A 13,360-nucleotide genomic window follows, 5' to 3' on the forward strand; every position below is an offset into this window, starting at 1 on the left:
CATGAACCGGGCCGTCTGGGCCGGATGTCGCCCAAGGCACGTCCGGACCGGTAGGCCCCATGCAAAGGGGTACATCATGTCCATCAGTTCCACAGTCAACGACGCCGGTTCCTTCCATTCCGGGGACGTCACAGTCCATTCCGCAGTTTTGCGTAGCAATCGTTGCGCTCACGGAATTTTTCAGCGTAACCGCCGCCATAACCATTTGAGCCTGCTCGCGGTGTCCGTCGCCCTGTTCGCGACGATGCCGGCCTTCGCCCAGGACGCGGCGCAGGATTGCGCCGCCAATCCTGGCGATTGCGTCGTCAGCACCGCCTCGCTCCGCGCCGACGTGGTCGTCACGGCGACCGGCGTCGAGCAGCCAGTCGAGCAGATCGGCCAGGCCGTCACCGTCGTCGAGCGCGCCGAGATCGAGCGCCGCCAGACCGTCTCCATCTCCGATCTGCTCGCCACCACGCCGGGCGTCACCGTCAGTCGCAATGGCGGGCCCGGCAATTTCACTGGCGTGCGTATCCGCGGTGCGGAGGGTGAGCAAACCCTGACCCTGATCGACGGCGTGCGCGTCAACGATCCGTCCTCGCCCGGCGGCGGCTTCGATTTCGGCAATCTTCTCGCCGGTTCGGTCGAGCGGATCGAGGTGCTGCGCGGCCCGAACTCGGTGCCCTGGGGCAGCCAGGCCCTGGGCGGCGTGGTCAACATCGTCACCGCGACGCCGACCGAGGGGCTGCAGGGCCGCGGCAGCGTCGAATATGGATCGCATGACACCGTCTTCGCCAATGCCGGCGTTTCCGGCGGTAAGGGCGCGGTCACTGCGTCGCTGACCGGCGGCTACCTCCGCACCGACGGCGTCTCGTCCGCCGCGATCGGCACAGAGCCCGATGGCTATCGTCAATATGGCGGTACCGGCAGCGTCAACATCGCCTTCACGGACGGGATCGGGCTCGACCTGCGCGGCTATTATGCGCACAGCCGCCTCTCGCTCGACGGCTATCCGCCGCCCAATTACTTCCCCTTCCAGGACACCGCGGAATATTCCACCGCGCAGGAAATCTACGGCTATGCCGGCCTCCATGCGAACCTGCTCGACGGCCGCTTCCGCAACAAGGTCGCCTTCACCATCGCCGACATCAACCGCGACAATTTCGATCCGTCGTTCGGCACCGCGCCGAGCTTCTTCGGTCGCGGCCGGAGCGAGCGCTACACCTATCAGGGCGATTTCCAGCTGGTCGACCAGGTCCGCCTCGTCGGCGGCGCGGAGCATGAGAACAGCAGCTATTTCGACGGCAAGAGCGAAAAGACCGGGATCACCAGCTTCTATGGCGAAGCGATTGTTCGGCCGATCGATCAGCTGACCGTGACGGGCGGCGTGCGCCACGACGACCATCGCAAGTTCGGCGGTCATACCAGCTTTGCCGGGAATGCAGCGCTCGCGCTCGGTACGGGCACCATCCTGCGCGCCAGCTATGCCGAGGGCTTCAAGGCCCCGACGCTGTATCAACTGTTCAGCGACTATGGCAACGAGCGGCTGAAGCCGGAAACCGCGCGCAACTATGACGTAGGGATCGAACAGAAGCTGCTCGAGGGGCGCTTCACCGCGCGGGCGACCTATTTCCATCGCGACACGAAGGGCCAGATCGATTTCGTGTCCTGCCCGACGGTCGACGTCACCAACCCCAATTCGATCTGCTACCAGCGCCCCTTCGGCACCTATGACAATATCGCCCGCACGCGCGCCCAGGGCGTCGAAGTCGAGCTGGAACTGCGCCCGATCGACGATCTCACGCTCACCGGCAATGTCAGCTATATCGACAGCGAGAATCGCTCGCCCGGCGCCAATTTCGGCAAGGACCTGGCCCGTCGCCCGAAGGAAACCGCCAGCGTCTCGGTGGACTATCGTCTGCCCTTCGGCCTGTCGGTCGGCGGCACGATCAGCGTGGTGGGGGACAGCTATGACGATGTCGGCAACTTCAACCGCCTCGACGGCTATTCGCTGGCGAGCCTGCGTGCCGAATTCCCGATCGGCGATCGCCTCACCGTCTATGGCCGCGTCGAGAATCTGTTCGACGAGAAATATCAGACGGTCGCCACCTATGGCACCTATGGCCGCACGGCCTTTGGCGGCATCCGCGTGAAGTTCGACTGATGAAACGGGCGATCCTGCCGCTCGTCCTGCTCCTCGCCGGGTGCTCGCCCGCGCGGGCGCCGGGCGGCGGCGGGATCGTCTCCACCAATCCCTGCGCGGACGCGATCCTGATCGACCTCGTCCCCGCGAACCGCATCGCCGCGATCAGCCATTATTCGCAGGATCCCGGCGCGACCTCGATCGACCTTTCGGTGGCGAACCGCTTCGCCTCCACCACTGGCACCGCCGAGGAAGTGATCGCGCTGAAACCCGATCTGGTGGTGACCAGCAGCTTCACCCCCGCCAGCACCCGCAATGCCTACGCGCGGGCCGGGCTGAAGACGCTGCTGCTCGATTCTCCCGTCACGATCGAGGCAAGCAAGGCGCAGGTCATGCAGATCGCGTCGGCTGTCGGCGCCGAGGCAAAGGGCAGGGCGCTCAACGCGCGCATCGACGCGGCCGTCTCTTCTGCCCTTCCCCGGCGAAGGCCGGGGCCTAGTTGGGAAGGTGGAGGTAATGGAGCTCAGGCACCAGCCAAGGCAGGTCCCGATACTGGGCCCAGTACCGGGTTGAACATGCCCCGCATGTTCAAGGATCGTCCGGGGGACGATCCGACCCGGTACTCTTCGTCGGGGAAGGATAGTGGGGAAGATCCCTCAGCCCTGCTCTTCATCGCCGGCAACCTCGTCAACGGCTCGGGCACCCTGCTCGACGAACTGCTCACCAGGGCCGGTTTCCGCGACGCCGCGATCGATTACGGCCTGGCCTTTACCGGCACCCTCCCGATCGAAACCATTGCCGCAAAGCCGCCCCGCGTGATCCTCACCCCCGGCCCGTCGCGCACCGCGACCCTCCGCGCCCGCGTCCTCGCCCGTACCGGTGCCAACACGGTCGAGGCGGCCTTCCCGCGCAGCCTGGTCAATTGCGGCGGCCCGACGATCATCCCCGCCATCACCCGCCTCGCCGCGATCCGTCGATCGCTGGATTGGCGGACCGCTTCTTCCCCTCTCCCGCAGGGAGAGGGAAAATGAAATTGAAGCTCGCCCTCCTCGCGCTGCTGGTCGTCCTCGCCTTCGGTCTCTCGCTGATCGCGGGCAAGACCTGGATCCCGGCCGATGCCTGGTTCTCGGACGATCCGCGCTTCGCCATCATCGTCGAGCTGCGCCTGCCGCGCGCGCTGCTCGGCCTCGCCATCGGTGCCGTGCTCGGCCTGTCGGGCGCTGTGCTGCAAGGCTATCTCCGCAACCCGCTCGCTGATCCGGCGGTGGTCGGCGTCTCCTCCAGCGCAGCGCTCGGCGCGGTGGCGGCGATCATCCTCGGCGTTGCGGGCAATCCGCTCATATTGTTCGCCTGCGCGATGCTCACCGCCGGCGGATCGATGGCGCTGCTCGCCGCGCTGACCTGGCGATCGCCGAGCCCCGTCCAGTTCATCCTCGCCGGCACCGTGCTCGCCAGCCTTGCCGGCGCGCTCACGGCCTTCCTCATCTCGATCGCGCCCAACCCCTATGCCGTGGCCGAAGTGATCGACTGGCTGATGGGCGCGCTCACTGACCGCAGCATCGAGGATGTCCGCACCGCGCTCCCCTTCATGGCGCTGGGCGCGATCCTGCTGTTCCTCACCGGCCCGTCGCTCGACGCGCTGACCCTGGGCGAGGCGGCGGCGCGCTCGCTCGGCGTCAGGCTCGGCCGGCTCCAGGCGCTGATCGTGCTCGGTACCGGCCTCACCATCGGCGCCAGCGTCGCGGTGACGGGCGTGGTCGGCTTTGTCGGCCTGGTCGTGCCGCACATGCTCCGCCCGATCTTCGGCCACCGCCCCGCTGCCCTGCTGCTGCCCAGCGCGCTGGGCGGTTCCGCGCTGGTCCTGATCGCCGACAGCCTGTGCCGCCTCGCGCCGGGCGCGGGCGAGGTCAGGCTCGGCGTGGCGATGGCGCTGATCGGCGCGCCCTTCTTCCTGATGCTCCTGCTCAAGGGCCGCACGTCGTGGAACTGATCGTCGAGGGCCTCGGTGTCACGCTGTCCGGCCGCAGAGTGCTGGACGGAGTCAGCGCCGTCCTCCGCCCCGGCCGGGTGACCGCGATCCTCGGCCCCAATGGCGCGGGCAAATCCACCCTGATCAAGACCGCCGCCGCGCTGATCGCGCCGAGTGCCGGTGCCGTCCGCCTCGGCGAGCGCACCGTCGCCGCGCTCGATCCCCGCGAGCGGGCGCGCCGCATCGGCTATCTCCCGCAGGACGCCCGGGTGCACTGGAACATCGCGGCGTCCGACGTGGTGGCTTTGGGCCGAGCCCCGCACCGCGCGCCCTTTGCCGGGCCCGACGCCCATGATGCCGAGGCAGTGACTCAGGCCATGGCCGCGACCGAGACCGGCCACCTCGCCATCCGTCCGATCAACGAGCTGTCGGGTGGCGAGCGCGCCCGCGTCCTGCTGGCCCGGGTCCTCGCCGGCGAGCCCGACTGGCTCCTCGCCGACGAGCCGCTCGCCGGCCTCGATCCGCATCACCAGCTCGATATCCTCGACCGGCTGGGTGAGGTCGCGCGGCAGGGCAGGGGCGTGGCCATCGTCCTGCACGACCTGCTCCATGCCGGCCGCGTGGCGGACGACGTGCTGCTGCTCAAGGACGGGACGATCCTGGCGAGCGGCGAGGCCGGCGCAGTGCTCACCCCGGAGAATCTGCGCATCGCCTTCGACGTCGACGTCAGCGTCCACCGCGACACCGAAGGCCGCCTGATCTGCCTCCCCCGGGGACGGGTGGTTTGATATATATTCAATCCCTCCCCCTTCAGGAGCTCTGCTTTTCCCTCTCCCAGCGGGAGAGGGAAGGGGCCCGCCGCGAAGCGGTGGGAAGGGTGAGGGTGACCAGCATGGGCGTCTCATACTCAACCTCACCCCGCGCTGCTGCGCAGCTTGCCCCTCTCCTGAGAGGAGAGGGGAAGATGGGCGCCTGCACAATGTGTTAATCGCTGGCCGCTGAAGGGGAGGGGCTCTCATTTGGCCAAATCAATTCTCTCTAGCCACTGGACCGCAGCCCCACTTTCGCGCAGCCTCGCGGGGTTCGGGAGGGACTCGTGACCAAAACCATCGCGGCCATGCTTGCCCTTGCCGCCCTCGGCTTCGCGGCGAACGACCTGTCCTCGCTCAGCGGCCAGACGACCGCGCCGGATCGCTCCCCCGCGCCCCAGGCCGGCATCAGGAACGACGCCGAATTCGATCGCCTCGCCCGCACCGAGGGCGGCGGCCGCTTCCTCGCGCTGCCGCAGCTGATGTTCGCCATCGACCGCGCCGCTTCGACGCCGAAGCTGCTGTGGATCGACACGAAACGCTATCGCTATCACCTCGAATATCTCCAGGCGAAATACCTGACGCTCGCCGACAGCCAGACCTTCAACGACGCCAATTATTCCAACCCGAAGCGGCGCTTCATCCTCGGCTCGGTCGTCCGCTATCCCCGGCTGAACCGCTACGGCGTGGAATTATGGGAGGGCGATCTGGTCGAGCCCGCGCTGCTCGCCGACATGATGCGCGTGCTCCAGGCGGGTTTCCCCGCGTCGCTCACCTTCAAGCCCAATTCGGATCAGCAGCGCGAGGCCGCCGGCCAGGCGAAGCTGCCGACCATCGGCGTCGACGAAGCCTATGGCAGCCGCGAGGAGCTGGTCCTCAACCATGGCCGCGCGGTCGGCCGGCTGGTGGTGGTGAAGGAGGGGCAGGAGGACACGCTCACCCCCGGCGACATCGCGGTGCTGACGACCATGCCGATCCGCATGCCGCCAGTCGCCGGCATCGTCTCCGCGACCTTCACCACCCCGATCAACCATGTCAGCCTGCTGGCCAAGACCTGGCGCATTCCCAATGCCTATCGCGCCGATGCCGATCGCCGCTGGGCCGCGCTCGCCGGCCAGATGGTGCTGCTCGATACGCGCGGCGCCATGGTCGTGCTGCGCATGGCGACCCCGGCCGAGGTCAAGACGGCCGAGCGGGCGAAGAAGGCGCGCGCCGTCCAGGTGGCGCAGGCCGACACCGTCTATTCGGGCCTGCCCTCGCTGGTCGAGCAGGACGAAAGCTGGGCCCGCCGCACCGGCGCCAAATCGGCCAATCTCGGCCAGGTGGCGCAACTCGCGGTGCGCGACGGCCGCTTCACCGTGCCGCCCGGCTTCGGCATTCCCTTCTCCTTCTACGACCGCTTCGTTGCGGCCAACCAGTTCGGCCCGCGCATCGCCGCGCTGCTCGCCGATCCGCGCCGCACTGAACCCGCCTGGCGCCAGCAGGAACTGGCCAAGCTCCGCGCTGCCTTCCTCGCCGGCAAGATCCCGGACGCCGATTTCGCCGCCATCACCGCGCGCCGCGCCGCGCTGCTCGGGCCAAAGGGGGTGTTCATCCGCTCCTCGACCAATGCCGAGGATCTGCGCGGCTTCAACGGCGCCGGCCTCTACGATACCGTCCCCAATGTGGTCAGCGCCGAAGATCTGGCGAAAGCGGTAAAAACCGTGTGGGGCTCGATCTGGAACGACCGCGCCTTCGCCGCGCGCGAAGCGGCGGGCATCGACCACCGCTCGGTCCGCGCCGCCGTGCTGGTCCAGATCGGCGTCGATGCGGATTCGGCCGGCGTGATGACCACGATCGACCCGTTCGACGAGCAACAGGCCGACGAGACCCGCATCTTCATCGCTGCGAAGCGCGGCTTGGGCATCCGCGTGGTCGAGGGCCGGAAGATCGCCGAGCAATTGATCTACCGCCCGGAGCTCGAATCGATCCAGGTCCTCACCCGCTCGAAGGACGATGTGCTGCTGCATTTCTCCCCCGGCGGCGGCGTGGAGGAAGTGAAGATCGAAGCCGACCGCCCCGTCCTGTCCGACGATCTGGTCCGCCGGCTGGGGAAGGTCGGCCGCGCGGTGGAGGAAGTGTTCGGCAACCGGCCGCAGGATGTGGAATGGCTCGTGGTCGGCGACCGGATCATGGTCGTGCAGTCGAGGGATTATGTGCGGGGGCGATAGGGTAATAATAGCGTGTTTTCACGCACTGGCGGGCCATTCTGACTGGAACATCTACCGTCGCCATGGAAGCGCACGAGCAAGGCGGCGCAGGCCCGAGACGAACCTCGGCTTCCGCTCCAGTTGCGGCGCCAGCTTCAGCGCGATCTCGGTGCGCAACCCGGTCGCCGCTTCAGCATTGATCTCGCCCTGCACACCGCGCCGCTCGGGCGGAAGATGCGTGCCCGGCGGACCATCGTCGCCGAATACATAATGGCCGAACAAGGCGCGCCAGGCGTCGCGCCGGCTGTCGGGCAGGTTCTTGATCGACATCATCGCGAGCAGCAACGCCTCGGTGCCCACCTCCTGCGTGTTCGCCGCGACCTTCCACCAGAAATTGACGAGCAGATTGATCCGATCGAGCGACCTGACATGATGCCACCAGAGGGAGGGGATGTAGAGCGCATCACCAGGCTCGAGCTCGACCACCTGAGATGCCGCGATCGCCTCAGCGAACAGCGGAAAACGAGCGGGATCGGGCGCATCGAAATCGACCATTGAGACGATCGGGCCGGCCGGGGTCAGCTCGAACGGCCCTGGATAAAGGCCGCGCACCTGTTCGGGCGGAAACAGCGTGAACCGCCGCCGGCCGGCAACGCAGCAGGCGATGTTTTCGGTTGGGTCGTAGTGAGCCGCGACGATGACCGCATTGCCGATCCACAGGCGCGGCCCGACGCTGTCGGGCAGCATTGGCAACCGATTCTCTCGATGGAAGCCGGGAAAATATCGGCGCGCACGGGCTGACTGGATCGCAAAGGCGGGCGGCGATTCCTCCTTCGACAGCGCGACCAGCCGGTCGAGCGCATCGCCGACTTTCATGCTGTCCTTGTGGTAGTTGAAGCCAGTGACGGCAGCGTCGTAGGCGAAGCGGCCCGCCACCGCCGCCGGCGCAGTCTTGGTCACGAGCGGCACGCCGCAGTCGAAGCGTTTCAGATAGGCAGCGAGCGCCTCGCCGCCCTCGCTCGCCGCACGCGTCGCGGGCCAATCCCGCACCAGGCCGCGGACCACCACGGGCCGATAGGCCGGTACTATCTCTTCATGGAAAAGCGCCGCGCTGAAATCGCCGGCATTAATTTCGCGCACCCGTTGCCCCATGTCCTGTTTGCCAGCGAATCCGATTTTGGGCGCGCTGCCGCGTGGGGTCAACGTCGCGGTGCGATGCCAATGGTCATCGCCGCATCGGCAATCCGGTTCGCTGGTCTCCAATCGCGCCTCGGGGAAGAGGGGAATAGAATAGGCGAATTCGATATGCGCCAGGTCGCATAGCGGTTGGCGTGACTGCTCTCGTGACTCAGATGCTCGACGGATCGGGTTTGGCATTGACGCCGACCTGGCGTTCGCCACCCCGAAGTCCTGCGATCGACCGGGCCAGGTTCTCCCGCGCCGCCGTTTTGAAACGCTCACGACCCCAGAGTTACGGTGCCAGTTTCCCAATTATGGAAACGCAACGTCGACAGCCAGCTCCCGCAAAGCAGGTCAGTCGTCCGCCGAGAGCGCCCTTTCGCAGTCGCGCCGCAATTCCGGCAACCGGTCCGTCACGGTCGCGTAGATCGCCGGCAGACTGACACGATCATAGTCGTGGCGAAGCAGGTTGCCCAGGCCCCGCACCGCTGAAACGGGCAGGGATGGCGCGATTTCGCCCATGCGCTCCGGCCCAATCTTGATCACTGCCTCGGTAATCCGTTGCAGGCACCGTTCCACCGCGTCGATCGTCTTTGGATCGACCGCGAACGCCGCATAGTCCATGTTCCCCACATAGGATGCGATCCGGTCGATATTGTCGACGATATCCTGAAGGCGAAGCCGCTCGCGGCTAGAAGACACGCACGCGATCCCGATCGATTTCCGCCTGCATGCGCGCGGTGCGGGCGGGTTCGGCGACCAGATCGACCGTCGCGCCCAGCATCTCCGAAAGCTGCTCTGCGATCTCCGCGAAACGGAACAGGTCGATCCGTGCGGCATCGTCGAACGTCGCGGCCAGGTCCACGTCCGACGCGGAGTTGCCGTCACCGCGTGCCGTCGATCCGAACAGCGACAGATGTTCCAGGCCCATCGCGCGAATATCCTTTTCGCGCTTTCTGAGCTGGTCGAGGATCGCTTCGTATTTCACGGCCGGAAATATAGCTGGAAACGCCGTGCCCTACAAACCGCTGCGTCAGCCACTGCGCAGCTTTGCGATCGATCGGGCCAGGTTCTCCCGCGCCGCTGCTTCGAACCGCTCTCGCCCCCAGCCCGAGAAATACAACGCCTCCCGCGCCAGAAACCCCTCGAGAATAGCCGCCCGCCCGGCCCGAAACACGTCCTCCGGCACCTCGCGATACTCATGTCGCACGCCCGCTTCATACGCATCGAAGACCGCCGGCGCTGCGCCGAGGATCGACAGGTCCATGTCGAGGAACATCGCCATGTCCGCCACCTCGTCAGCGAGCAGGTCGGCGGGGATCGCATGATGCGCAGTGGCTTCGATCAGGCGCAGCGTCCGGCCGAGCGTCGGCTCGGGCACGACTCCCTTCAGCATCTCCGCCGCCAGCGCCGCGCTGCGGCTTTCATTGTCCTTGCGGCGCGGTTCGTAGATCGCATCGTGCAGCAGGATCGCGCAGCGCACTGCCTCGGCATCGTGCAGTTTGTCCTCGACCTCGGCATGGAGCGCGAGCAGCGCGAGCGGATGGCTCCAGCCGTGATAGCCGCGGTCGGGCCCGGCATGGAGGCCGCGAATCTCGTCGATCAACGCATCGCTCAGCATTGCTTCCCTTCCGGCCTGCGCGCTGCTGACATCGTCAGGCGCGAATGCGCTGAATCGAGGCCTCGACGATGAGGTCGAAGCGCCCGGGATCGTCGAACGCGCGCGCGGCGAGCATGGCGCCGTACACCGATGCCATGAAGGCCTCCGCTTCGATGGCAGGGGAGGCGTTCAGCCGCATCGCGCCCTGTTCGACCCCGAGCGTCAGCACCCGCGCGAGCCATCCGGCAAGATCGACGAAATGGCCGCGGACCGAGATGGCGACTTCCGCCGGGAGACCCGGAAGGTCGGCGGCAAGGATCGCGGCGAGGCAGAAGGGTGCGCTCTGGTCCTTGATGCAGCGTTCCCAATAGCCCGTATAGGACAGGAGCTGGTCCATCGCGACGGGCGAACCCTCCTCCAGCGCCGCGATCTGGGCGCGGATGATCGCGCGGCCCTGCTCCACGACCGCGACCACCAGGTCGACCTTCGACGGAAAATGATGGTGGATGCTCGCATTGCGGATACCGAGGCGTTTCGCCAGGTCGGCATAGCTGAAGCCGTTATACCCGCCGCGCATGATCAGCTGGGCGGCGGTACCCACCAGCTTCCCCGCCGTATCGCCTTGAACAAACCCCATCGCACCTACCTTCTGATAGGTAGATATATCCGTGAGAGAGACTGCGCAAGGCGCTGACGGCCATGTCGCATGAGCCCAGCCCCGATCGGGACGGCCGTTCCCAGCCCATGCCACTGCAACGACAGCAGCGCGCAAGCCCATTGACCGAGCGACTCCTACCTACTAGTAGGTAGACACATATTCGGAGAATCACCGTGCAGCATCAGTCCATCGATCATCGTCGCGTCGCCTCCTCGGCTGCCTGGCTCAGGAACTATTATGTCATCCGCTTTGCCGTATCCGCGGCCTGGGTGGTCCTGGCCTTCACCGTCGCCAGGCAGGCGCCGATGATCGCTGCCGTCATGCTGGTCGCCTATCCCGCCTGGGACGCGCTCGCGAACTTCATCGATGCGAAGCGCAGCGGCGGCCTTGGCCGCAACAGGAGCCAGCTACTCAACGTCGTCGTCAGCGGGCTCACCGCGATCGCCGTCGCCGTCGCGCTTGGCCGGGGCATGAATTCGGTACTCGCCGTCTTCGGCGTGTGGGCGGTGCTCGCGGGACTGTTCCAACTCGCAACGGCCATCCGGCGCTGGTCGGCGTTCGGGGCACAATGGGCCATGATCCTCAGCGGTGCCCAGTCCGCCCTTGCAGGTGCCTTCTTCGTGACGATGGCGAGCAGCCCGGCGGTTCCCGGCATCGCCGACATTGCCCCCTATGCGGCGTTCGGCGCCTTCTACTTCCTCGTTTCCGCGATCTGGCTGACGGTCGGCAATGCCCGTCGCGGTTCGACCAGCGCGGCCATCTGACTACGCCGCCATCGCGCACCATGCCTCCAACCTGGGCGTGGTGCGCAAGGAACGCGGATGGCGCCTGCCATGAGGATCTGGCTTAACTTTATTTCTCACAAGTAGTTAATATTGAATAATAAAATACCATTTCGACCGACGTCGAAAATGTCAGCAACCTCCATGACATTTCCAACACCGAAGGCGCCGGGAATGTCAGCGACCTGCATGACATTCCTGTCGACCGCCTCGATTCAACCCGGCCGCCAAACCGCCTGGATCAGCATCACGGCGGACGCCCGCGTCCCGTCTCTTTCTCATCGCCTGCTCTCATGTCCAGCGCACCACGGGCAAGACACGCCCGGCGCCACCAAAGCGATTGTCCGCGCCCACCGATCCACCCCATCTTGCCGCCCCGGCATATCCCGCTAAACCTCCCGTCAAGGGGAGAAGCAAACATGGCCACGATCACGGCTGCCGACATGGCGTCCGAACCGGGTGCGACGCCCGAACCGAGCCGGAAGGACATCCAGCTCGTCATTACTGCGTCGTCGCTCGGCACGATCTTCGAATGGTATGATTTCTTCATCTACGGCACGCTCGCCGCCTCCGGCATCATCGGCCGCGTCTTCTTCCCCGCCGGCAACGAGCTGGTCCAGACGCTCGCCGCCTGGGCGGTGTTCGCGGTCGGTTTCGGCTTCCGTCCCCTGGGCGCGATCCTGTTCGGTTTCCTCGGCGACAAATGGGGCCGCAAATACACCTTCCTCGTCACCATCACCCTGATGGGCGTCGCCACTGCCGGTGTCGGCCTGGTGCCCTCGGCCGCCTCGATCGGGCTCGCCGCGCCCTTCATCGTCATCTTCCTGCGCATCCTGCAGGGCCTGGCGCTGGGCGGCGAATATGGCGGCGCGGCGATCTATGTCGCGGAGCATAGCGGCAAGGGGAAAAGCGGCTTCTACACCAGCTTCATCCAGGCCAGCGTGGTCGGCGGCTTCATCCTCAGCCTGATCGTCGTGCTGCTGTCGAAATGGCTGATGCCGGCCGCGGTGTGGGACAGCTGGGGCTGGCGCTTCCCCTTCGTCTTCTCGCTGGCGCTGCTCGCCGTGTCGCTGTGGATGCGCCTGAAGCTCAACGAGAGCCCGGTGTTCAAGGCGATGAAGTCGGCCGGCGAGACCGCCAAGAACCCCTTCACCGAAAGCTTCACTTATCCCGGCAATCTCCGGCGGCTGTTCGTCGCGTTGTTCGGCATCTCGGCCGGGCTGACGGTCATCTGGTACACCGCGACCTTCACCGTGCTCTCCTTCCTCCAGACGACGATGCGGGTGAACGCCACCGCGGCACAGCTCATCGTCGGTGTCGGCGCGACGCTCAGCCTGTTCTGGTTCATCTATTTCGGGAAGCTGTCGGACAAGGTCGGCCGCAAGACGCCGATCATCCTCGGCTATGCGATGACCCTGGTGCTGATCTTCCCGCTCTTCTGGATGATGGGCGGCGCGGCCAACCCCGAGCTATCGCGCGCCGCGCGCCGCGCGCCCGTTATCGTGTCGGGCCCGTCCTGCGACTATAATCCCTTCGCCGCGAAGCAGGTCGACAAGTGCGGCGAGCTGCTCGATTATTTCTCGAAAAAGGGCGTCACCTACACCAAGGCGCAGACCCCGGTGACCCTGGTCACGATCGGCCAGGTGCCGGTCGCCGATACCAGCCCGGCCGGTCTCGATGCGGCACTGGCCAATGCCGGCTACAAGCTCGACAAGGTCGTGCCGACGGTAAAGAGCATCATCCTGATCATGCTCGCGATCATCGTGATGGGCGCACTGTCGGGCATGACCTACGGCCCGGTCGCGGCCCTGCTGTCGGAGATGTTCCCGCCGCGCATCCGCTACAGCTCGATGTCGATCCCCTATCATATCGGCACTGGCTATTTCGGCGGATTCCTGCCCTTTATCGGCCAGTATATCGTCGCCCGGACCGGCGATCCCTATGCCGGCCTGTGGTACACGTTCGCGGTGGTCGCGATGGCGCTGGTGGTGACCGCGGTCGGCCTGCACGAGACCAAGCCCGGCACGGCGAGCGCCGACTGATGCAGGGTTG

General features: G+C 66.3%; 12 protein-coding genes. 7 read left to right on the forward strand and 5 right to left on the reverse strand.

What is annotated here, in order from left to right:
* Positions 1 to 205 precede the first annotated feature (205 nt).
* The 5 genes from WC729_RS24130 to WC729_RS24150 all read left to right on the forward strand — a co-directional run bounded on the left by WC729_RS24130 (position 206) and on the right by WC729_RS24150 (position 7,110).
* Positions 206 to 2,143 carry a TonB-dependent receptor plug domain-containing protein gene (locus WC729_RS24130; RefSeq protein ID WP_372857004.1) on the forward strand — a complete coding sequence of 646 codons (1,938 nt, stop codon included), beginning with the start codon at positions 206 to 208 and terminating at the stop codon, positions 2,141 to 2,143.
* A complete protein-coding gene (locus WC729_RS24135) occupies positions 2,143 to 3,153 on the forward strand; it encodes an ABC transporter substrate-binding protein (protein ID WP_372857005.1) in 1,011 nt (336 codons plus the stop codon). Before WC729_RS24130 ends, WC729_RS24135 begins: the two co-directional genes overlap by 1 nt.
* Positions 3,150 to 4,112 (forward strand): FecCD family ABC transporter permease, encoded by a 963-nt coding sequence (locus tag WC729_RS24140; RefSeq protein WP_372857006.1) that lies wholly within the window; start codon positions 3,150 to 3,152, stop codon positions 4,110 to 4,112. The genes WC729_RS24135 and WC729_RS24140 overlap by 4 nt, the downstream gene beginning before the upstream one ends.
* Positions 4,103 to 4,879: an ABC transporter ATP-binding protein gene (locus tag WC729_RS24145; protein WP_372857007.1), complete on the forward strand. Its 777-nt coding sequence runs from the start codon at positions 4,103 to 4,105 to the stop codon at positions 4,877 to 4,879. The genes WC729_RS24140 and WC729_RS24145 overlap by 10 nt, the downstream gene beginning before the upstream one ends.
* Before the next feature lie 308 nt (positions 4,880 to 5,187).
* Positions 5,188 to 7,110, forward strand: a complete 1,923-nt coding sequence (locus WC729_RS24150) for a PEP/pyruvate-binding domain-containing protein (RefSeq protein WP_372857008.1) — start codon at positions 5,188 to 5,190, stop codon at positions 7,108 to 7,110.
* A gap of 51 nt (positions 7,111 to 7,161) precedes the next feature.
* Here the strand turns inward: WC729_RS24150 and WC729_RS24155 are convergent, their stop codons facing one another.
* The 5 genes from WC729_RS24155 to WC729_RS24175 form a co-directional block, all read right to left on the reverse strand.
* Positions 7,162 to 8,229, reverse strand: coding sequence for a cupin-like domain-containing protein (locus WC729_RS24155; protein WP_372857009.1), 1,068 nt, complete (start codon positions 8,227 to 8,229; stop codon positions 7,162 to 7,164).
* Positions 8,230 to 8,622: 393 nt separating this feature from the next.
* Positions 8,623 to 8,970 carry a DUF86 domain-containing protein gene (locus tag WC729_RS24160; protein WP_372857010.1) on the reverse strand — a complete coding sequence of 116 codons (348 nt, stop codon included), beginning with the start codon at positions 8,968 to 8,970 and terminating at the stop codon, positions 8,623 to 8,625.
* The gene (locus WC729_RS24165) at positions 8,960 to 9,256 is read right to left on the reverse strand and encodes a nucleotidyltransferase family protein (RefSeq protein WP_372857011.1); all 297 of its coding nucleotides are present in this window, start codon (positions 9,254 to 9,256) and stop codon (positions 8,960 to 8,962) included. The genes WC729_RS24160 and WC729_RS24165 overlap by 11 nt, the downstream gene beginning before the upstream one ends.
* Positions 9,257 to 9,301: 45 nt before the next feature.
* Positions 9,302 to 9,889, reverse strand: a complete 588-nt coding sequence (locus tag WC729_RS24170) for a hypothetical protein (protein ID WP_372857012.1) — start codon at positions 9,887 to 9,889, stop codon at positions 9,302 to 9,304.
* A 34-nt stretch (positions 9,890 to 9,923) separates the two neighbouring features.
* Positions 9,924 to 10,505: a TetR/AcrR family transcriptional regulator gene (locus WC729_RS24175; RefSeq protein WP_372857013.1), complete on the reverse strand. Its 582-nt coding sequence runs from the start codon at positions 10,503 to 10,505 to the stop codon at positions 9,924 to 9,926.
* 194 nt (positions 10,506 to 10,699) lie between these two features.
* Between WC729_RS24175 and WC729_RS24180 the strand changes: the two genes are divergently transcribed.
* Positions 10,700 to 11,290 carry a DUF308 domain-containing protein gene (locus tag WC729_RS24180; protein ID WP_372857014.1) on the forward strand — a complete coding sequence of 197 codons (591 nt, stop codon included), beginning with the start codon at positions 10,700 to 10,702 and terminating at the stop codon, positions 11,288 to 11,290.
* Between the two features lie 437 nt (positions 11,291 to 11,727).
* On the forward strand, positions 11,728 to 13,350 hold the full coding sequence (locus tag WC729_RS24185) for an MFS transporter (protein WP_372857015.1): 1,623 nt from the start codon (positions 11,728 to 11,730) through the stop codon (positions 13,348 to 13,350).
* The last annotated feature ends 10 nt before the right edge of the window (positions 13,351 to 13,360 follow it).

Source organism: Sphingomonas sp., assembly GCF_041661825.1.
GTDB lineage: Bacteria > Pseudomonadota > Alphaproteobacteria > Sphingomonadales > Sphingomonadaceae > Sphingomonas.

Excerpts from the sequence above, each read along its gene's own strand:
- WC729_RS24135 (WP_372857005.1), top strand. The coding sequence starts at position 2,143 with ATGAAACGGGCGATCCTGCCGCTCGTCCTGCTCCTCGCCGGGTGCTCG.
- WC729_RS24140 (WP_372857006.1), top strand. The coding sequence starts at position 3,150 with ATGAAATTGAAGCTCGCCCTCCTCGCGCTGCTGGTCGTCCTCGCCTTC.
- WC729_RS24170 (WP_372857012.1), bottom strand. The coding sequence starts at position 9,889 with ATGCTGAGCGATGCGTTGATCGACGAGATTCGCGGCCTCCATGCCGGG.
- WC729_RS24175 (WP_372857013.1), bottom strand. The coding sequence starts at position 10,505 with ATGGGGTTTGTTCAAGGCGATACGGCGGGGAAGCTGGTGGGTACCGCC.
- WC729_RS24185 (WP_372857015.1), top strand. The coding sequence starts at position 11,728 with ATGGCCACGATCACGGCTGCCGACATGGCGTCCGAACCGGGTGCGACG.